General features: G+C 65.0%; 21 protein-coding genes. 16 read left to right on the top strand and 5 right to left on the bottom strand.

Annotated features, from left to right (window positions below; translation table 11 throughout):
* Positions 1-113: 113 nt before the first annotated feature.
* From ACZ1G8_RS06355 to ACZ1G8_RS06310, 10 genes are all read left to right on the top strand, one after another.
* The gene (locus tag ACZ1G8_RS06355) at positions 114-503 is read left to right on the top strand and encodes a hypothetical protein (protein WP_472681066.1); all 390 of its coding nucleotides are present in this window, start codon (positions 114-116) and stop codon (positions 501-503) included.
* Positions 504-575: 72 nt separating this feature from the next.
* A complete protein-coding gene (locus tag ACZ1G8_RS06350) occupies positions 576-1,061 on the top strand; it encodes an MmcB family DNA repair protein (RefSeq protein WP_221551006.1) in 486 nt (161 codons plus the stop codon).
* 49 nt (positions 1,062-1,110) lie between these two features.
* Positions 1,111-1,827: a sterol desaturase family protein gene (locus ACZ1G8_RS06345; protein WP_472681065.1), complete on the top strand. Its 717-nt coding sequence runs from the start codon at positions 1,111-1,113 to the stop codon at positions 1,825-1,827.
* Complete coding sequence (locus ACZ1G8_RS06340; protein WP_472681064.1) at positions 1,827-2,288, top strand: DUF2141 domain-containing protein; 462 nt, start codon at positions 1,827-1,829, stop codon at positions 2,286-2,288. The genes ACZ1G8_RS06345 and ACZ1G8_RS06340 overlap by 1 nt, the downstream gene beginning before the upstream one ends.
* Positions 2,289-2,392: 104 nt before the next feature.
* The gene (locus tag ACZ1G8_RS06335; RefSeq protein WP_472681063.1) at positions 2,393-4,654 is read left to right on the top strand and encodes a PAS domain-containing protein; all 2,262 of its coding nucleotides are present in this window, start codon (positions 2,393-2,395) and stop codon (positions 4,652-4,654) included.
* Between the two features lie 200 nt (positions 4,655-4,854).
* Complete coding sequence (locus ACZ1G8_RS06330; RefSeq protein ID WP_472681062.1) at positions 4,855-5,826, top strand: phosphatase domain-containing protein; 972 nt, start codon at positions 4,855-4,857, stop codon at positions 5,824-5,826.
* Entirely contained in the window at positions 5,823-6,758 is a 936-nt protein-coding gene (locus tag ACZ1G8_RS06325; RefSeq protein WP_472681060.1) for an alpha/beta hydrolase, read from the top strand. The genes ACZ1G8_RS06330 and ACZ1G8_RS06325 overlap by 4 nt, the downstream gene beginning before the upstream one ends.
* 11 nt (positions 6,759-6,769) lie before the next feature.
* Entirely contained in the window at positions 6,770-8,161 is a 1,392-nt protein-coding gene (locus tag ACZ1G8_RS06320; protein WP_472681059.1) for a M48 family metalloprotease, read from the top strand.
* Positions 8,162-8,182: 21 nt separating this feature from the next.
* Positions 8,183-8,869: a DsbA family protein gene (locus ACZ1G8_RS06315; protein ID WP_472681058.1), complete on the top strand. Its 687-nt coding sequence runs from the start codon at positions 8,183-8,185 to the stop codon at positions 8,867-8,869.
* Positions 8,866-9,858, top strand: a complete 993-nt coding sequence (locus ACZ1G8_RS06310) for a PDZ domain-containing protein (protein WP_472681057.1) — start codon at positions 8,866-8,868, stop codon at positions 9,856-9,858. The genes ACZ1G8_RS06315 and ACZ1G8_RS06310 overlap by 4 nt, the downstream gene beginning before the upstream one ends.
* A 4-nt stretch (positions 9,859-9,862) precedes the next feature.
* Here the strand turns inward: ACZ1G8_RS06310 and ACZ1G8_RS06305 are convergent, their stop codons facing one another.
* Positions 9,863-10,471, bottom strand: a complete 609-nt coding sequence (locus ACZ1G8_RS06305) for an HD domain-containing protein (protein ID WP_472681055.1) — start codon at positions 10,469-10,471, stop codon at positions 9,863-9,865.
* Between the two features lie 74 nt (positions 10,472-10,545).
* On the opposite strand from ACZ1G8_RS06305, the gene ACZ1G8_RS06300 reads away from it, so the two are divergent.
* The 5 genes from ACZ1G8_RS06300 to ACZ1G8_RS06280 all read left to right on the top strand — a co-directional run bounded on the left by ACZ1G8_RS06300 (position 10,546) and on the right by ACZ1G8_RS06280 (position 14,862).
* Positions 10,546-11,748, top strand: coding sequence for a sensor histidine kinase (locus tag ACZ1G8_RS06300; protein WP_472681053.1), 1,203 nt, complete (start codon positions 10,546-10,548; stop codon positions 11,746-11,748).
* 10 nt (positions 11,749-11,758) lie between these two features.
* The gene (locus ACZ1G8_RS06295; protein ID WP_472681051.1) at positions 11,759-12,556 is read left to right on the top strand and encodes a LytR/AlgR family response regulator transcription factor; all 798 of its coding nucleotides are present in this window, start codon (positions 11,759-11,761) and stop codon (positions 12,554-12,556) included.
* Positions 12,557-12,674: 118 nt separating this feature from the next.
* Complete coding sequence (gene nadC / locus ACZ1G8_RS06290) at positions 12,675-13,535, top strand: carboxylating nicotinate-nucleotide diphosphorylase (protein ID WP_472681050.1); 861 nt, start codon at positions 12,675-12,677, stop codon at positions 13,533-13,535.
* Between the two features lie 122 nt (positions 13,536-13,657).
* Complete coding sequence (locus tag ACZ1G8_RS06285) at positions 13,658-14,359, top strand: ribonuclease T2 family protein (RefSeq protein ID WP_472681048.1); 702 nt, start codon at positions 13,658-13,660, stop codon at positions 14,357-14,359.
* A gap of 212 nt (positions 14,360-14,571) precedes the next feature.
* Positions 14,572-14,862 carry a hypothetical protein gene (locus ACZ1G8_RS06280; RefSeq protein ID WP_472681047.1) on the top strand — a complete coding sequence of 97 codons (291 nt, stop codon included), beginning with the start codon at positions 14,572-14,574 and terminating at the stop codon, positions 14,860-14,862.
* Positions 14,863-14,937: 75 nt separating this feature from the next.
* Here the strand turns inward: ACZ1G8_RS06280 and ACZ1G8_RS06275 are convergent, their stop codons facing one another.
* Positions 14,938-15,393 (bottom strand): nucleoside deaminase, encoded by a 456-nt coding sequence (locus tag ACZ1G8_RS06275; protein WP_472681045.1) that lies wholly within the window; start codon positions 15,391-15,393, stop codon positions 14,938-14,940.
* Positions 15,394-15,549: 156 nt separating this feature from the next.
* Between ACZ1G8_RS06275 and rpmB the strand changes: the two genes are divergently transcribed.
* Positions 15,550-15,837 (top strand): 50S ribosomal protein L28, encoded by a 288-nt coding sequence (gene rpmB, locus ACZ1G8_RS06270; RefSeq protein ID WP_221427239.1) that lies wholly within the window; start codon positions 15,550-15,552, stop codon positions 15,835-15,837.
* A gap of 51 nt (positions 15,838-15,888) precedes the next feature.
* Here rpmB and ACZ1G8_RS06265 read toward each other — a convergent pair whose 3' ends face one another.
* From ACZ1G8_RS06265 to ACZ1G8_RS06255, 3 genes are read right to left on the bottom strand one after another with little or no spacing between them, the layout of a single operon-like run.
* Positions 15,889-16,875, bottom strand: coding sequence for an esterase-like activity of phytase family protein (locus tag ACZ1G8_RS06265; RefSeq protein WP_472681043.1), 987 nt, complete (start codon positions 16,873-16,875; stop codon positions 15,889-15,891).
* Positions 16,876-16,926: 51 nt separating this feature from the next.
* Complete coding sequence (locus ACZ1G8_RS06260; RefSeq protein WP_472681042.1) at positions 16,927-17,847, bottom strand: M23 family metallopeptidase; 921 nt, start codon at positions 17,845-17,847, stop codon at positions 16,927-16,929.
* Positions 17,844-18,053, bottom strand: a complete 210-nt coding sequence (locus ACZ1G8_RS06255) for a DUF2093 domain-containing protein (protein ID WP_221427241.1) — start codon at positions 18,051-18,053, stop codon at positions 17,844-17,846. The genes ACZ1G8_RS06260 and ACZ1G8_RS06255 overlap by 4 nt, the downstream gene beginning before the upstream one ends.
* Positions 18,054-18,057: the final 4 nt, after the last annotated feature.

Genomic DNA, 18,057 nt, shown 5'->3' with positions numbered 1-18,057 from the left:
GCCAGCGAAAATCGCCGCACGCTCCTTCGGCGAGCCGCCTTTAACCGATCTACAAGGTCCCGCATTAGGGTTTTGGCAAGCGGCACGCCCTAGCGTCTTTTCCCATGAGCTCGATGTCGCACGAATTCGACCTGTCCGGGGCAACCATGCTGCCTCCTGCCCAGAAACGCGGCGGTGCCGTGCCCGGGCCGGAGGAACTCGCCGCGCAGTGGGATGCGGTGCACGATGCCGCCGCAGCGGTCGCGACGCTTGCGCAGCTCGGCAGCGAGGAACAGGACGAGGCGACCCGCACACTGCCGGCACGCGCGACCACCCTCTCTAAAGCGCATTACGCCATCGTGGCCTGCGCGATCGACGATCTTGCAGCAGTCATGCAGCCGGGTCTCAGGGCCTTGCTCGCGATGACCGACAAGGGCGAGGACACGACCAGCGCGGCGCTGACCTTGTGGCGCGAATTCCACAAGGCGCGCGAGGCGATCGCCGCTCTCGTGCCCGAAAGCTGAGGACCCGGCTCGAGGCAGTTTCCCGGCAAGCGCACGCTTGACCGCGTTCCCATTCTGTTCCATTTTTGGGGCATGAGTGATTCCCCCGTTATCGATCCCGCGCTCGACGCGCCCAGCGTGTTTCGCGGCATCCAGCGCCTGTTCGCGCGCAACGACGTCTGGCTGCTGCCCGAAATGCCGCTGCGCAACGGTCGCCGCGCCGATTTGATGGGCGTCGACCCCAAGGGCCGCGTGATCATCGTCGAGGTGAAGGTCCAGCGCGGGGACCTGCTCGGTGACGGCAAGTGGCCCGACTATCTCGATTTCTGCGACCGGTTCTACTGGGGGCTCCCGCCGCATCTCGACCGCGCGGTGCTCGATCTCGACGACTACCGCCCCGATTGCTGCGGCATCGTGGTGGCCGATGGCTATGACGGCGAGATCGTCCGTCCCGCACCGCTCCAGCCGCTCGCAGCGGCACGCCGCAAGACCGAGGTCGAGCGGCTTGCGCGTGCGGCCATGCGCCGCGCAACCGTTGCGCTCGATCCACACTGCAGCCCCTGGGGCAACGCCGAATAACACTGCGCTGTTGCCGCGCGGCTGCGTGCGCCATAGGCTCGCTGTAGCCATGTGGACCGCGATATTCCTTTCAGCTGCTGCGATGACCGCGATCGTCGCGCTGCGCTACCTCGCTTCTTCGGGCATTTTCGCCTGGGTGACCGGCAAGAAGCGGCCCGGCTACCATGCCGAGCTCGGCCCGCAGATCCGGCGCGAGATCGTCTGGTCGCTCGCCTCTGCGGCCATCTACGGCGTGCCCGCGGGGATCGTCGCATGGGGCTGGCAGGAGCATGGCTGGACGCAGATCTACACCAGCTGGGACGCGATGCCGCTGTGGTACCTACCTCTCGCGCCGCTGATCTACCTCGTCCTCCACGATACGTGGTTCTACTGGACGCACCGGCTGATGCACCGCCCCGCCTGGTTCCGCGCCATGCACGCCGTTCACCACGCGAGCCGCCCGCCCACCGCATGGGCGGCTATGAGCTTCCATCCCTGGGAAGCGATCACGGGGGCGATCGTCATACCCGTCCTCGTCTTGTTCGTGCCGATCCACGTCGCCATGCTCGGGCTTGTCCTGCTGGTGATGACGATCATGGGCGTCACCAATCACATGGGCTGGGAAATGTTTCCCCGCGCGCTGGTTCACTCGCGGTTAGGGGGATGGCTGATAACCGCCAGCCATCACCAGCGACATCATGAAGAGTATCGATGCAATTACGGCCTATACTTCCGCTTCTGGGACCGGCTCTGCGGGACCGACAAGGGCTTGAGCCCCAACGCATGATGCGCGCGGCCGCCTTGCCTGCGATCGCCCTGGCCCTCGGCGCGGGCGCGCCTGCTCCTGCGCCGGCGAAAGCCCAGACGGAAGGTGCGAGCATAACGGTGACGATCACCAACATGCGCAATGCGGACGGCGTGGTGCGCGCATGCATGACCACGCAGGAGAAGACCTTCCCGCGTTGCCGCGGCGTTGCCGGCGCGCATGCCGCCACGGTCGCGGCAAGCGACGGGACCGTCACGCTGACCTTCGACGGCGTGAAACCCGGCCACTATGCGATCGCGCTGCTCCATGACGAGAATGAGAATGGCAAGGCCGATCGCGCGCTGGGCATGATGCCCAAGGAAGGCTTCGGCTTCTCGCGCGATGCCAAGGTCCGCATGGGCCCGCCCAAGTTCTCAGACGCGGTGTTCGAAATGGGCGCGCAAGACCAGTCGCTGACGATCAAGATGCGCTACATGCTCTAGGGGCCCGCGCCGCCGGGCCATTATCCTTAACCCTAATTTTACTACAGCTCCTCCATAGGTTTGCCTGAATAACGAAACTCGTATTTCGAAGGGCAATTGCACCTATGGACAGGCTTGGCGGCGCATTCGATTCGTTCGACGGTCACGATTCTTTCGACGATTTTGTCGACGACAGCGACTCGCACTCGAACCCTCCACCCTCGCCGGTGGGCCAGGACGAGCGCCGCATGCAGGTGCGCGCCTACAATCACTGGGCGAGCCTCCTGGGCGACAGCCGCCTGCCGGCGATCGAGGATCTCGAGCCGGAATTCCTCGGCGATTTCGGCCCGCATTCGGTCCTGCTCGACTTCTCGACTGGTTCGTCAACGCCCACGATCCAGTTCATCGGCGACAAGCTCTCGCGCGAATGCGGCCTCTACGAGGATATCGAGGACCTGTCCGAGGTCCCGCAGGATTCGCTGCTCAGCCAGATCGCTGACAATTACCTCAAGATCGTGTCCGAACAGGCGCCGACCGGTTTCGAAGCCGAGTTCGTCAACGCCAAGGGCGCAACCGTGCTCTATCGCGGCATCCTGCTGCCCTATTCGAGCGACTGCGAAACGCTCGACTTCGTCTATGCCGTGATCAACTGGAAGGAAGTGGCCGACGCCGAGATGGCCGACGCGCTGCTCCAGCAGATCGACGATGCGCTGGAAGAGGAGGCCGTAGCGCCCGTCGCCGAGGCACCGAACCCGACACCGCTGCGCAAGCGCAACCCGCTTCGGCTTTCCGATCCCGAAGCATCGCCGAGCCTTGCCCCGGCCGCTTTCGAAGCTCCGGTCGAAGAACCGGCCCCGTTCGAAGAGCAGTCTCCGTGCGAAACCGAGGCCTTCGAGGAAGCAGGAGAAGCCTCCGCTCCCGCCCCGCTCGCAGCGCCTGCTGCCAAGGGCCGCGGCGTCGACGCACTGGGCAACCCGATCGGCGGCGCACCTGCCGGCGAGGGCGAAGCCGGCGAGGGCGACGAGGGCTACAACAGCCCGATGACCGCAGCCGACTACGGCCTGCCCGAGTGGGATGAAGAGGATTACGAGGAAGACGACGTAGACGAGGTGATCAACCCGCTCGCCGATATCGACCTCAACAGCCGCCTGCTCTCGCTCGTGAACCCGCAGGCTCGGGTCAAGAAGTCGCTCGACCTCCATGGCGAGGAAAGCGAAGACGAAACTGCCGAGGAAGCCGAAAGCCTCGACAGTGTGGACGACACCTATTTCGCAGCCGAAGAGGCAGGCGAAGACTTCGACGCGGAACCGGCGCCTGAATCGCTGGCCGAGGAAGAAGCATACGCGGAAGACTACGCCGAGCCGGTCCTCGAAGAGCCCGATGCTTTCGAGCCTGTCGCGGAAGAAGTCGAAGAGGAATTCGCCCAAGAGCCGGTGGAAGCCGAGTTCGAAGCTCCCGAAGTGGCCGAGGAAGAGGTCGTCGAAGCCGAAGCTGATCCGGTTCTCGAAGTGCCCTCGGAAGTAACGACCGAACACTTCGCCGAGGAAGCCCACGAAGAATTGGCCGAAGAGCAGCCCGAAGAAGAAGTCTTCGCTGCTGAGGCTGGCGAGGACGAACTCGAAGTCGTCGGCGAAGAAGACACCGGGTTCGAAGCCGTTCACGAGGTGGAAGCGGTCTCGGACGAGCACGCCGGTTTCGTGGAAGCCGAAGCCGTCGAGGCCGAAGAAGATCCTTTCGAGCTGACCGAGGAATTCATCGAGGAAGACGCCTACGAGGCGATCGAGGAATTCGGCGAGGAAGCCGCTTTCGAGGAAGAGCTTGCCGAGAGCGAGCCTGAGATCGTCCTCGAGGCACCGGAAATCGTCCTCGAAGCGCCCGAATTTGCAGAAGAGCCTGGCGTTGAAGAGGTGGCCGAAGAAGACGAGGTGGTCGAAGCCATCGTCGAGGAAGCCGAGGCCGAAGAGCCGGTCTTCGAAGAACCGGTCGCCGAAGAGCCTGCCAATGCCGGTCCGCAGCCGATCAGCGCGGCGGAGCTCGAGCAGAGCCTTGAAGTGGCGAGCCACCTCGCGCAGCCGGGTGCTGTCGAAGGCGGCGACAAAAGCAAGGCGCTCTACGAAGCCGTTCGCCTCGCCTACGACCTCGCCTCCTACCTGCGCGATGAAGGTAATGCCGCCGTCACGCAGGAAGCGTCCGACAGCATCGATGCACTTGCCGAACAGCTGCGCGAACTCGAAGCGCGCGACCTTCGCGATCTTTCGATCCGCGGTCCGGAATTCGCGCTCGTTATGGTGCGCCGGGGCGAAAACGGCGAACTGACCGTGCTGGGCGAAGTCCCGCAGGAGCAGGCGCTGGTCGGCAATGCCGCGCGCAAGCTGCTCGGCCGCTAAGCCCCTTAAGACAAAAGCCTTGTGGTATTGGGGCCCGGCGCGCTAGCGACCGGGCCCATGCCCTTTTCCCCTCCGCGCCGATCCGCATCCAGCCCTATTTCGGCTATCGCAACACGGAACGGCTCTTCATCACCGCCCGGGCCCTGCGGTCGCGTGTGGGCAATTTCGAAAAACGCGGGAAATGGCGCGCGATGCGCACGATGATGGGGCAGTTCGCCAGCCACGAGGTCAAGGATCTCACTGTCGAACTCGAGCTGGTCTCTCCCTCCGGCGAAATGCAGCGGCACCAGGGCGTGACCGACAAGGAAGGTTTCGTCCGGTTCGACGTACCGCTCGAAGGCGACTGGCCCTACGCCGAGCATCCCGAATGGGAAGTAGTGACCTTCCATTGGGAGAACGGCGAGGGCAAGCAATGCGGCGACGGCCATGTGCTGGCGCCCGGCAAGAGCACCGCGCTCGCCATGATCTCCGATATCGATGACACCATAATCGAGACCGGCATCACCGGCGATTTCCGCGCGGTGCTGCGCAACTGGCGCCGCGTGCTGATGCAGATGCCCGAAGAGCGCATCCTCGTGCCCGGCGCAGACATGTTCTACAATGCGCTCGGCGGCAACGCGGGTCTGCCCGAGGGCGAAGGCCATGCGGGCGACCACCTGCCCGCATCGCGCCGCCCATTCTTCTACGTGTCCTCCAGCCCCTGGAACCTCTTCTCCTATCTCGTCACCTACATGCGCGGGCGCGGATTGCCGCTTGGCCCGATCAGCTTGCGCGACTGGGGGCTGAACCGGGCCACCTTCGGATCGTCGAGCCACGGCGCGCACAAGAAGGCGGCGATCATGGGCATTCTCGCGACCTATCCCGAGATCAAGTTCGCGCTCCTCGGTGACGATTCACAGGGCGATCTCACCGCCTTCTCCGCCATCGCGGTCGAGAACCCCGACCGCATCCGCGCCGTGTTCATCCGCAAGGTGGGCGAGGAGATGAGTCCCGAGGAAGTCGCCGCCAAGGCCGCTCTCGAGGCCGCGGACATTCCGCTATGGCTTGGCGAAGGCTACGAAGAGGGACGCAAGTTCCTGTCCTCGATCGGATTGCTCGACGACGAGGAGGCCGACGCGGTCGTCAAGTCGGTGGGCCATGGTGAAACCGAAGAAGAGAAGGCGACGGCGTGAGGCGCAGGATCATGTGGATTGCAGGTTCGATCATTGTCCTCGTGCTCGCCGGCTACGGCGGGCTGACGCTCGCGCTGCGCAACAATCCGCATGCGGTGCTCGATACGGTCGACCGCATTGCCGGCCCTTCGCACGCGGTCGAACAGGTGAGCCAGGCGAGCACGGGCGATGATCCCGCGCAGCGCCTCCTCGTCTATCGCGAGGAAGGCGTCCAGGGCCCGCTGCCGGTCTTCGTTTTCTTCCATGGCGGAAGCTGGAGTCACGGCGATCCCGATCATTACGGCTTCATCGCACGCAATCTCGCCCCGCAGGGTTTTGTGGTGGTGCTCGGCGGCTATCGCCTCGGCGAAGCTGGGCGCTATCCCGCCATGCTCGAGGATACCGCCTCGGTCGTCGCCTGGGTGCACGCAAACATCGCGCAGCACGGCGGAGACCCGGCGCGTATCTTCGTCGGCGGGCATTCCGCAGGCGCATACAATGTGGCTCAGGTGGCGCTGGAGACGCGCTGGCTGGAACAGGCCGGCGCGCCGCGCGATGCGATCAGCGGTGTAATCGGGCTTGCGGGCCCTTATGATTTCTATCCGTTCGACAGCGCTTCGACCGAAGCCGCCTTTGGCTCTGTCGGGGCCGACGGGTCGAGCCAGCCGGTCGCCCATGCGCGCAGCGGGGCCCCGCCCATGCTGCTGGTGCATGGCGAAGCGGACACGCTGGTGAAACCGCGCAACTCGCGCGCGCTGGCCAGCGAGCTGGAGGCGGCGAGCAGCGATGTGGAAGTTCTGATCCTGCCCGAAGGCGATCACAATGCACCGCTGCTCGGGCTCGCCAGTCCGTGGCGGCGCGACGGTCGCGTGTTCGAAACTGTCGCGGCATTTCTCGGCCGCAGCGCGACACGGGGCGAAGTTTCAGTTCCGGTTCAGCCGCAAACCCCTTAGGCTGGCCGCCGATGCGTCTCTTTGCCCATTTTCTCGCCTTTATCGCGCTCGCGACCTTCGTCGGGCAGCCGGTCGCCGCGCAGTCCATCCTGCGCGACGCCGAGACCGAGGCCTTCCTGCAGGACATATCCGAACCGCTGGTCGAGGCCTCGGGCCTTGCGCCGGGCAATGTCGAAGTGGTGCTGGTCAACGACCCCTCGATCAACGCCTTCGTGGCGGGCGGGCAGGTGGTCTATATCCACGCCGGCCTGATCGACGCCGCCGACACCGCCAACGAAGTGCAAGGCGTGATCGCCCACGAGCTCGGCCACATCACCGGCGGGCACATCATCCGCATCCGCGAAGGCTATGGCGCGGCCACGCAGATCACGCTTCTTTCGATGCTTGCCGGTATCGGCGCAGCATTGGCAGGCGCGGGCGATGCAGCACTCGGCCTGATCATGGCGGGCCAGCAGGCGGCGATCGGCAAGTTCCTCGCCTTCAGCCGCACGCAGGAAGCCAGCGCCGATGCCGCAGGCGCCGAATACCTTTCGCGCGCGGGCATCTCGGGCCGCGGTTCGCTCGCCTTCTTCGGCAAGCTGCTGAACCAGGAAATGCGCTACGGCATCAGCCAGAACGACGAGGCGGGTTTCTATCGCACCCACCCGCTCTCGGGTGACCGAATCTCGAAGCTGCGCGAGACCTACGAAAGCGATCCCGCCTGGGACGCACCGCTAGACCCCGACTGGGAACGCCGCTTCCAGCGCGTGAAGGCCAAGCTGCAGGGCTATATCGCCAAGCCCGAAGCGACCTTGCGCGACTATCCCGAAACCGACCAGTCCACGCCCGCCCTGTTGGCGCGCGCCTATGCCTACCACAAGGAAGCGCGGGTCGACCGCGCGCTCGAGGCTGCCGATACACTGATCGCCCGCGATCCCGACGATCCCTATTTCCTCGAGCTGAAGGGGCAGGTGCTGCTCGAATCGGGCCGCCCGCAAGAGGCCATCGCACCGCTGCGCCGCGCGACCGAGCTGACCTTGGCCGAACCGCTGATCGCCTCGCTGCTCGGCCACGCGCTCATCGCGACCGAGGATAAGGATAATTACGAGGAAGCCGAAGGCGTGCTGCGTGCCGCCGTGGGACGCGACCGCTACAATCCCTTTGCCTGGTACCAGCTTGGTGTAGTCTATGCCGAACGCGGTGACATGCCGCGTGCGCGCCTGGCCAGCGCAGAGCAGCAGGTCATGAACCGACAGTACCCGCTGGCGCTCCGCAGCGCACAGGCCGCGGAGGCCGCGCTGCCTTACGGTTCGGCCGACTGGCTGCGCGCGCAGGATATCGTCATGGAAGCGCGCGCGCTGATGGAACAGCAGTGCGAGCTGCAGAACGGGCGCAATTGCGTCAACGAGCGCGGGCGGCGCTAGGAACTTACGAGGGGCAAGCAGATGAAACACCTCCTGACCGTGGTCATCGCGGTGCTCGGCGGATTTGCCGGTGCGGCGATCTGGTCGATGACCGGTGTCGGCAACTCGCTGACCCGCGACTACCTGATCGAGAACCCTGAAATTCTTCCGGAAATGGCGCGCGCCTACCAGGCGCAGGAGGCCGAGAACCGGCTCGCTTCGGTCGGTGACGAGGTGCGCGAGCCTTTCCCCGGAGCCGTGCTCGGGAACCCGAATGGTTCGCGCACTCTAGTGAAATTCACCGATTATGCATGCGGATACTGCCGCGCCAGCGTCGCCGATGTCGACCGCCTGATCGCCGAAGACCCCGAGCTGCGCGTGGTGATCCGCGAATGGCCGATCTTCCAGGGCAGCGAGGCCGCATCGCGCATGGCGCTCGCTGCGGCGAATCAGGGCAAGTTCGACGTGTTCTATCACGCCATGTTCGAAGCCGGCCCGCCCACGGCCGAAAGCATTGCCGCCGCCGCCCGCAGCGCAGGGATGGACATGGAAGCGGCTCAAGCATTCGGATCCTCCGATGCAGCTACCGCAGAGCTCGCACGCAATGAGGCTTTCGCCCGCCAGCTGGGCTTCACGGGCACGCCGAGCTGGATTGCCGGCAATGCGGCCTTCGAAGGCGCGGTCGGCTTTGCCGAGCTCAATGCAGCGGTGAACAACGAGGCGTCTTGATCAGGCCCCTCGTCCTCCTGATCGCAGCGCTGGCCTTCGCGCCGCTGTCACCGGCAGCGGCAGAGGACGATCCCCTGCGCGACTTCCAGCGCCTCGATGCACGGCTATACGAGGCCGGCTACGGCCTTGCGCTCGGCAATGCGCCCTTTTGCAGTGATACCGTTCCGGCAAGCGGCTTCGCGATCCACGACGCCGGTTCTTATGGCGACGCCGAGGCGGTTCGCGCCCGCCTCGGCCTACGGGGCGATATCGGGGTGCAGGCGGTCGTGCCGGGCTCTCCTGCCGAGATCGCCGGTCTGCGCCGGGACGACACGATCCTCGCCATCGGCGAGCGTATGGTCGAGACGACATGGCCTCCGACGAAGGAAGGCTGGCAGCGCGGCGTGACGCTGCTCGGCGCCATCGCCAGCGAGGGAGAAGACGGGACGCTCGACCTGCTCGTTGCGCGTCCCGGCAGCGACCTTATCCGCATGTCGATACCCACTGCGCCCGCATGCGCATCGCGTTTCGAGGTGCTCGATTCCTCCGATGCGGCATGGGCCGACGGCAAGCGCGTGGCGATGGGCCGCAAGTGGCCGCCGTTTGCGTATGAGGACGAGGATGCCTTCGCCGCCTCGGTCGCCCACGAGCTTGCGCACAATGTCCTTGGCCATCTTGTCACCTTCAAGGAAACCGGCCGCAAGCGGACGCTGACCCGCCTTTCGGAGCGCGATGCCGACCGGATCATGCCCTGGCTCCTCTGGAATGCCGGCTACGACCCGCGCGGCGCGGTGCGCTGGATGCAGGCATGGGGCCCGAAGCATGGCGGCGGGCTGCTGCGCAAGCGCACGCATGACGGCTGGGACGAGCGCGTCGAGTTCATCGAGGCCGAGGTCGCCACGCTACGAGCGAAGATCGCCGAACATGGCTGGACGCGCGGCGAAGCCGACTGGCGCACCCATTTCCGGCAGGAACTCGCAGAAGAGCTGGCGCGCCGCGAAGCGCGCTAGCGGCTCAATCCTCGATCGCGGTCTTGTACATCGAGGCCAGCGGCTTCTCCATCACCCGGCGCACCATCGGCTCGAAGAATTCGAGGCTTTCGCTCTCGTATTCGGGATCGAAGGCGGCCTGGTCGTACTTCTCGCAGAATTCCGCGCAGGCATCGAAATGCGGGCTGTCGCGGAATTTCTCGCGCAGGTCGCGGTCCATGCCGAGGTGGTGGAAGTAGTAATAGCCCTGGAAGGCGCCGTGGTTCTGGCAGATCCAGTGTATCTCCTCGGTCACGAAGGGCTTGATGATCGCCGCGGCGACCTCCGGGTGGTTGTAGCTGCCCAGCGTGTCGCCGATGTCGTGGAGCAGCGCCATCACGACATACTGCTCGCCGCGCCCGTCGCGGTGGGCGCGCGTCGCGGTCTGGAGCGAATGTTCGAGACGGTCGACGGGGAAGCCGCCGAAATCGCCGTCGAGCAGCTTCAGGTGGTCGAGCACGCGATCGGGGAGGTCTTTCGCGAACTCGCGGTATTCCGCGCCGATGATCGCCCAGTCTTCCTTGGTCCCTTCCTTCATTTCACGGAACTTCGCGCGTTCGGCGAGCGAGTGGGCAAGGTTTTCCGGCTTGTTCATTGAGACTCTCCTCCAACACCCCACATAGTAGCCGCTGGCGCTCGCGCCTGCAATTGCGCTAGGGATCGAAGCCAATGGCCGTGTTGCCCCTCAGTCCGACGCCGTTCTTCGCGAACAAGAACCAGGCGTTCTGGAACCTCCAGCTGGCAGGCTGGGGCGGAACCGCGCTGCTGCGCGCCATGTCGGCATTCGCCAACGGCCAGCCGCTCGAGTTCTTCTTCGTCATCCTTATCGCCACGATCACCGGCTTCTCGATCAGCCTGATCCTCTCGGTTATCTACGGCCACCTGATCCGGCAGCGACCGCTCGTGACCTGGGGCGGGACCGCGCTGGTGCTGGGTGTTGCTGTGGGCGCCTATGCTTTCATCGACAGCTGGGTGCTCGGCCTCACGCGCTCGACCGCGGAAACCGGCTTCGTGCGCATCTTCATCGGCATCTACTTCTTTGACCTGACGCTGCTCGGCGCATGGTCGGCGCTCTATTACGCAATCAATTTCTTCCTGCAGGTCGAGCAGCAGGCCGACCGGCTCGAACGTCTCGAGGCACAGGCGACGAGCGCACAGCTCGCCATGCTGCGTTACCAGCTCAACCCGCACTTCCTGTTCAATACGCTCAATTCGATCAGCACGCTGGTGCTGCTCAAACAGTCCGAGCCGGCCAACGCCATGCTCACGCGGCTGTCGAGCTTCCTCAGGCACACGCTCGTCACCCAGCCGGGCGGCAAGGTCACCGTTGCGCAGGAAGTCGAGACGCTGAAGCTCTACCTCGATATCGAGCGCATGCGCTTCGAAGAGCGCCTGCAAACCGAGTTCCGCGTCGAGGAAGTGGCGTCCAAGGCGCAGATCCCCTCGATGCTGCTCCAGCCGCTGATCGAGAACGCGATCAAATACGGCGTCAGCCCGCAGGAGGAAGGCGCGACCATCTCGCTGCTCGCGCAGATCGTCGGGCCGCGCCTGCGCATCACGGTTTCCGATACCGGTCCCGGCGTCGATGTCGGCGGCGTGGCCGAGGACCTGCCCGCGGTCATGGCCACCCACAAGCGCCGCGATTCCACCGGCGTCGGCCTCGCCAACATCCGCGACCGTCTCGCCCAGGCCTATGGCGACGATCACCGCTTCGAAATCCGGTCGCCCGAAAGCGGCGGATTCACCGTGCTGATCGAGATTCCGCACGAATTCGCCGACGCTGCGGAGCCTTCCGCCGAAGGCCGTTCGACAGCTGCGGTGAAACCGGCCACCCCCGAAGCGTTGAATCCCCCACAACGCCCCAAAAGGTAAGTACTGCAAGATGACCATCCGCACGATCCTCGTCGACGACGAAAAGCTCGCTATCCAGGGCCTCCAGCTGAGGCTCGAACCCTTCGAGGACGTCGAGGTCATCGAGACCTGCCAGAACGGACGCGAGGCGATCCGCGCGATCAAGACGCTGAAGCCCGATCTCGTCTTCCTCGACATCCAGATGCCCGGTTTCGATGGCTTTTCCGTTGTGCAGGGCGTGATGGAAATCGACCCGCCGCTGTTCGTGTTCGTCACGGCATTCCAGGAACACGCGATCCGCGCCTTCGAGGCCAATGCGGTCAACTACCTGATGAAGCCGGTCGACGAGGACAAGCTCGCCGACACGATCGAACGCGTGCGCCAGCGTCTTGCCGAGAAGAAGAGTAGCGACGAGGCAGATCGCCTTCGCGGTGTCCTCTCCGAAGTCGCTCCCGAAGCGGCTCAGGACATGGAAGGCGACGATGCCGAGGCCGCCGGCCGCTACGAGAAGCTGATCAATGTCAAGGACCGCGGCCAGATCTTCCGCGTCGAGGTCGACACGATCGAGCATATCGAGGCCGCGGGCGACTACATGTGCATCTACACCGGCGACAATTCGCTGATCCTGCGCGAGACGATGAAGGATCTCGAACGCCGCCTTGATCCGCGCACCTTCCAGCGCGTCCACCGCTCGACCATCGTGAACCTCGACCAGGTCCGCCAGGTCAAGCCGCACACCAACGGCGAATGCTTCCTCGTTCTGGATAGCGGGGCGGAGGTGAAGGTGAGCCGCTCCTACCGTGACGTCGTGGCGCGTTTCGTTCATTAGATTGCTTTTCGCCCGCGCATCCGCGCGGGCGTCCTCGCTAGTCGTGCAGCAAGCTGCACCCGCTGCGGGCGGGCGCTTGCCCTTGCCGGGCCTGCCCCGGCCCGGTTAGGAGCGCTTCATGAAATTCGATCTGACCGGCTTCGATCTCGACACATTCGTGCAGCACACACTTGCCGAGGATCTCGGTGAGGGGCTGCCGGGCGGGGGGCATGACGTCACCAGTGAAAGCGTGATTCCGGCCGATGCGCGGTTTGCAGGCGTGATGGACACGCGCGATGCGATCCATGTTGCAGGGCTGCCGGTCGCCGAAGCGTTCTTCCGCGCGCTCGACCCAGACATGCAGATCGACATCCTAGTCGAAGAAGGCGCCAGTGTTCCCGCCAGCACCGACCTGATGCGGCTCGAGGGCAATGCGCGCGCCATGCTCACCGCAGAGCGCGCGGCGCTTAACACCGTCCAGCACCTTTCGGGCATCGCCACCATGGTCGCCGAATACGTGGCGGCCATGGACAATCCCGATTGCACTTTGCTCGATACGCGCAAGACCATTCCGGGACTGCGCCACCTCGAGAAATACGCCGTGCGCATGGGTGGCGGTGCAAACCACCGCATGGGCCTGTGGGATGCGGCCATGATCAAGGACAACCATGTCCTCGTCGCCGGATCCGTGGGCGAGGCAGTGCGCCGTGCGGTCGAGGCGGGCGTGAAGGACATCATCTGCGAGGTCGACCGGATCGACCAGATCGAACCTGCGCTCGAAGCGGGCGCAACGCGCCTCCTGCTCGACAATATGGAGCCCGACACATTGCGCGAAGCGGTATCGCTGGTCGCGGGCCGTGTGCCCACCGAGGCCAGCGGCGGGATCAACCTCGATACGATCCGCGCCAAGGCCGCCACCGGGGTCGATTACGTCTCCGTCGGAAGGCTCACCCAGAGCGCGCCGGCAGCAGACATCGGCTTGGACTTTACGCCGCTCTGATTTCTGGGCAATTCCTCGCCTGATTTGTAGAGGAAGCCCATGTGGTCATCATCGATACTCTGCCTCGAACGGATCGATCCCCTCGCCCCGGCGTGCGAGGAAAGGCAAGGAGAGGGCCTCAAGTGACGCGCGCCGCTGCCTGCCTCCTGGCCTTTGCGGCGTTGGCGAACGCCACTCCGCTGGCTGCACAAGCCTACCAATGCAGCCTGCCCCGCAGCGTCGAGGTGCCGCGTATCGACACGGAGAGGCCGCGCCGCCTGCCGGTCACCGGCTATACGCTGGCATTGAGCTGGTCGCCCGAGTTCTGCCGTTTCCGCGAAGACCAGCGGCGCCATGCGCGCCAATGTTCGGGTGACAGCGGCCGCTTCGGCTTCATCGTCCACGGCCTCTGGCCAGACAGCGAGCGCAGCTGGCCGCAATGGTGCGGTGGACAGCAGCCGAGCCAAAGCGACGTTCGCCCCAACCTGTGCATCAGCCCCGATGCAAGGCTGCTCGCCCGCCAATGGGCGAAGCACGGCAGCTGCATGACCCGCCGCCCTTCGACCTATTTCAAGGTCACCCGCATCCTTTACGGCGGCCTGCAATGGCCGGACTTCGTGCGCATCAGCCGAGAGGACGACCTGACCGTCGGCACGATCCGGAAACGCTTCGCCGACGCCAATCCGGGCTGGTTTCCCGAGGCGGTCGGCGTGGTGCTCGACAGCCGCGGATGGCTGGAAGAGCTGCGTCTCTGCTACGACAAGCGCTTCATGCCCGAAGCCTGCGACGGGCAACGCTATGGGGCGAAGGATGGTACAGCTGCGAAGATCTGGCGCGGGCTTTGAGAAACGCCAGCCCGCAACTTACGGTTTCCGTTTAAAACGGAAAATCATTGAAAATAAATGAAAATTGTCGGCCTTAGAATTTTTTGCTAAGTGCCTATTCCTGCGCAACGCAATCAATCAGGGGTCAACGAATTCACTGATGTTGTGCGGACAATAAGGTCGCCTGTCGAAAATGCGGAATTCCCCGCAAGCCGTCTCGAGAGGTATGTTTCATGAAAAAGGTAATCTTCTGCGTCACTTCCATGGCAATGGCATCGGCGATGGCCGTTTCGGCACCCGCAGCTGCGCAGGGCCAGAGCGACTTCAACAAGTTCATCGTCGAATTCTGCACCGCTTTCGGCAATGATTCGACCGGGCCGGGCCTGCCCACGAAGGGCAGCTGCATCAGTTTCTATAAGGTCGGTGGGCCTGTCGCCTTCTGCAAGTCGCTGAAGGATTTCGACGCTCTCGAATCCTTCGGCTTCTCCACGCAGGGCGAATGCGTCGCTGCGCTTCAGGACTGAGGCCAAGCAACCATCACCGAGTAGCGGGCCGCGGCATCTGCTGCGGCCCGTTTCGATTGCGGCCGCAATGGATCGTCAGCGCCGCTCCCTGAAGAATTCGCGCAGCAGTTCGGCCGCTTTCGCCTCGCCGATCCCGGCATAGACTTCCGGCTTGTGCAGACATTGCTCCTGCTCGAAGACCCGCGCGCCATGTTCGACAGCGCCACCCTTGGGGTCGTTCGCGCCGTAGTAGAGCTTACCGATCCGCGCATGGACGATCGCACCCGCGCACATCGCGCAGGGCTCCAGCGTCACCCATAGCTCGCAATCGGTCAGCCGCTCCTGCCCCAGCGCCTCGGCAGCGCGGCGAATCGCCAGCACCTCTGCGTGGGCGGTCGGGTCGTGACGCTCGCGCGGGGCGTTGTGCGCCTCGGCAATCACCTCCCCGCCGCGCGTGATCACCGCGCCCACGGGCACTTCGCCCGCAGCCGCGCTGGCCTTGGCCAGTTCGAGCGCACGTTTCATCGGTTGCGGGAGGGTCCAGGAAGACATATCTGCACCCTCGCTAGCCCCGGCTTTGCAGGCGCGCAACGTGCTTGACGATTCGGCTACCCGCCGCTATGCGCGCCGCTTTCCGGGAATAATGAGCCCCGCACCCGCATTTGCGGCCAAGGGAACTCGCCCGCCCATTCGAACGAGAGACGTATCATGTCGCGCATTTGCGAACTCACCGGCAAGGGCCGCCAGGTCGGCAACAATGTGAGCCACGCCAACAACAAGACCAAGCGGGTCTTCCTGCCGAACCTGCAGAACGTCACGCTGCTGAGCGAAAAGCTCGACCGCAGCTTCAAGTTCCGCGTTTCGACCCAGGGCCTGCGCTCGGTCGAGCACAATGGCGGTCTCGACAACTGGCTGCTGAAGACCAAGGACGAAAAGCTTTCGGCCAACGCGCTCAAGGTGAAGCGCGAGCTGAAGAAGGCCGTCGCCGCCTCGTAAGGCCGCGACGCTCCGGCGTCAGCTATCTGCCGATTTCAAGGGCGCGCGGGTTCACTCGCGCGCCTTTTGTGGTGCGCGGCGCTGGTCAGGCTGCCAGCTCAGCTTGAGGAGCAATGTGCGCTGATAGCTGGCGAAATTGTCGTCCGAGATCAGCCACAGGTTCCAGCTCCCGTCGCTCTCGGCGATCACGGTGATGCCCTCGTAGTTCTCGCTCGGAAGCGGCTCGTCGATCTGCGCGAGGAAGTGGTTTCGGAGCACCTTGCCTTCCCCGATCCGCGAGGGATCGGCAGTCGCCAGCATCACGGGAAAGCGTGGCGGGAGACCCAGCTCGAAACTCCGCAGGAGGACCACGAGCCGACTATCGGGTAGCAGCGCCGCATCGGCCGGCCTGTATCCCTCGCGCCCCTCGAAAAGGAACGGGACCGGCTTCTGGCCGGTGACAGGATCGCCGGGAAACAGCAGCGCCTGATGGTGACCGTCGCTGCGCCTGCGCTCCTCGATGACGATAAAGCGGCCGTCGGGCAGGCGCACGAGCGATTCGGGGCCCGAATTCTCGCCCCAGTCCTTCATCGCCTGCGGACTGTACTGCCTCTCGAGGCTGAGGTTGGCATCGAAGCGGATGATTTCCTGCGTCCATTCGAGACCCGCCCAGACGCGGCCCGTCTTCGGGTCGTTGGTCAGCGATTCGAGATCGACCCGTTTCTTGTCGACTTGCTCGGAGGCGAGGAACTGTTCGAGCGCGATTTCTCCTGCCGGCCCGTCGGGCCGCGGAAGCTTCATCAGACGGCCCGCATCGTTCGCGGCAAGCAAAACGCCGGGCTTCCATCGGATCAGCGCGGAATAGCCGCCGAAGTGGTCGTTCTCGCTGGCAAGCTCCCAGGCACCCTCGAGCACCAGCGGCCCAGCCTTCAGGCCCTGCACGTCGAGGCGGGTGATCTCGACGGGGGAGGTGTAGTCGGGCTCGGGCAGTTCGCTGCGCACGCAGGTGCCCGGCGCGAGCGAGAGGGCCAGCAGCCCGGCGAGGATCTTGCGCGTCACACTCATCGGCCTTGCGGAGCTAGCCTTTCGGACGGCTGGGCGGAATCGCGATCACGGCATCGGCGGCAGGAAAAGCAGCGGATCGAGCCGCGCATCGCGCCACATGAGGCTCCAGTGCAGGTGCGGCCCGGTTGCGCGCCCGGATGCGCCGACATTACCCAGCAACTGCCCCTGTTCGACCTTGTCGCCCTCGCTCACGGCAAGCTGCGAGAGGTGGATGAAGGCGCTGTTGAGCCCTGCCCCGTGGTCGAGGATGATGATCCCACCCTCTAGGCTGAAGCCCGTGCGCGCGAGAACCACCGTGCCATCGGCGGGCGCGACGAAGGGGACGCCATTGCCGGGAGCGATATCGATGCCCGAATGGTAGCTGCCCGGCTCGCCGCGATAGATCCGCTGGCGCCCGAAGCGGCCCGAGATGCGGCCCGTGACCGGCCAGATGAAGTCCTGCCTCCACCCCTCGGCTCCGGTTTCCTTTGCGCGGGCATCGCGGATCGCCAGCCATTCGGGCTCGCGCTTTTTCCACCAGGCCTCGCTACCGCCACCTGTGCCCTTGGCGACGTTCACGCGCTCGATCTGCCAGTCGCGCGGGGCGATTGCGACCGTCTGCTTGCGCGTCTGGCCGTCCGCGCCTTGGAAGACGAGCTCCGCCGAACGAGCAGTATCGCGGTCCAGCCCGATGAAGAATTCGCGGCCTGCCTTGTCGAATGCAATCGGCTCGCCGCCGAAAGTGGCGGAGACCGCACCGGGCGGCAGCACGCCCCTGATCCAGCCGCCCTGTTCGAGCTCGCCGTCGAGCTCAGCCGGCATCGGCGGCGGCGCGGGTGTACCGAGGATCGGCGCTGTGGGCAGGGGTTCGGTTCGGGCCGCGGTCTCAGCCGGATCGGCCTCCGAGGCGGAAACCACAAAGGCTTGCGGGGTGGCCAGCACGAGACCGGCGATCAGGACGAGAGGTGCGGCCCTGCGCCAGCTCACGGTTTCAGGCGTTCGGTCGCCAGTTCGGCGCTCGCATAGGCTTCCTGGTATTCGACCGACCAGTAGCGCAGCTCCTCGAGTGCGATCGGCGTACCGCTGGCCGCGCAGAAGACGTGCTGGCCCGCGCGCAGCACGCGAAAGCCGTTGGGACCGTATTGCAGCTTGGCCTCGCCCGAGGCGGGGCCGGAATTCTTGTTCATCAGCATGGGC

This window comes from Qipengyuania sp. BR81-2, from assembly GCF_055693895.1.
This window is presented reverse-complemented; position numbering and strand designations above follow the sequence as displayed.

Excerpts from the sequence above, each read along its gene's own strand:
- ACZ1G8_RS06355 (WP_472681066.1), top strand. The coding sequence starts at position 114 with ATGTCGCACGAATTCGACCTGTCCGGGGCAACCATGCTGCCTCCTGCC.
- ACZ1G8_RS06350 (WP_221551006.1), top strand. The coding sequence starts at position 576 with ATGAGTGATTCCCCCGTTATCGATCCCGCGCTCGACGCGCCCAGCGTG.
- ACZ1G8_RS06345 (WP_472681065.1), top strand. The coding sequence starts at position 1,111 with ATGTGGACCGCGATATTCCTTTCAGCTGCTGCGATGACCGCGATCGTC.
- ACZ1G8_RS06340 (WP_472681064.1), top strand. The coding sequence starts at position 1,827 with ATGCGCGCGGCCGCCTTGCCTGCGATCGCCCTGGCCCTCGGCGCGGGC.
- ACZ1G8_RS06335 (WP_472681063.1), top strand. The coding sequence starts at position 2,393 with ATGGACAGGCTTGGCGGCGCATTCGATTCGTTCGACGGTCACGATTCT.
- ACZ1G8_RS06330 (WP_472681062.1), top strand. The coding sequence starts at position 4,855 with ATGATGGGGCAGTTCGCCAGCCACGAGGTCAAGGATCTCACTGTCGAA.
- ACZ1G8_RS06320 (WP_472681059.1), top strand. The coding sequence starts at position 6,770 with ATGCGTCTCTTTGCCCATTTTCTCGCCTTTATCGCGCTCGCGACCTTC.
- ACZ1G8_RS06315 (WP_472681058.1), top strand. The coding sequence starts at position 8,183 with ATGAAACACCTCCTGACCGTGGTCATCGCGGTGCTCGGCGGATTTGCC.
- ACZ1G8_RS06305 (WP_472681055.1), bottom strand. The coding sequence starts at position 10,471 with ATGAACAAGCCGGAAAACCTTGCCCACTCGCTCGCCGAACGCGCGAAG.
- ACZ1G8_RS06300 (WP_472681053.1), top strand. The coding sequence starts at position 10,546 with ATGGCCGTGTTGCCCCTCAGTCCGACGCCGTTCTTCGCGAACAAGAAC.
- ACZ1G8_RS06295 (WP_472681051.1), top strand. The coding sequence starts at position 11,759 with ATGACCATCCGCACGATCCTCGTCGACGACGAAAAGCTCGCTATCCAG.
- nadC (WP_472681050.1), top strand. The coding sequence starts at position 12,675 with ATGAAATTCGATCTGACCGGCTTCGATCTCGACACATTCGTGCAGCAC.
- ACZ1G8_RS06280 (WP_472681047.1), top strand. The coding sequence starts at position 14,572 with ATGAAAAAGGTAATCTTCTGCGTCACTTCCATGGCAATGGCATCGGCG.
- ACZ1G8_RS06275 (WP_472681045.1), bottom strand. The coding sequence starts at position 15,393 with ATGTCTTCCTGGACCCTCCCGCAACCGATGAAACGTGCGCTCGAACTG.
- rpmB (WP_221427239.1), top strand. The coding sequence starts at position 15,550 with ATGTCGCGCATTTGCGAACTCACCGGCAAGGGCCGCCAGGTCGGCAAC.
- ACZ1G8_RS06255 (WP_221427241.1), bottom strand. The coding sequence starts at position 18,053 with ATGCTGATGAACAAGAATTCCGGCCCCGCCTCGGGCGAGGCCAAGCTG.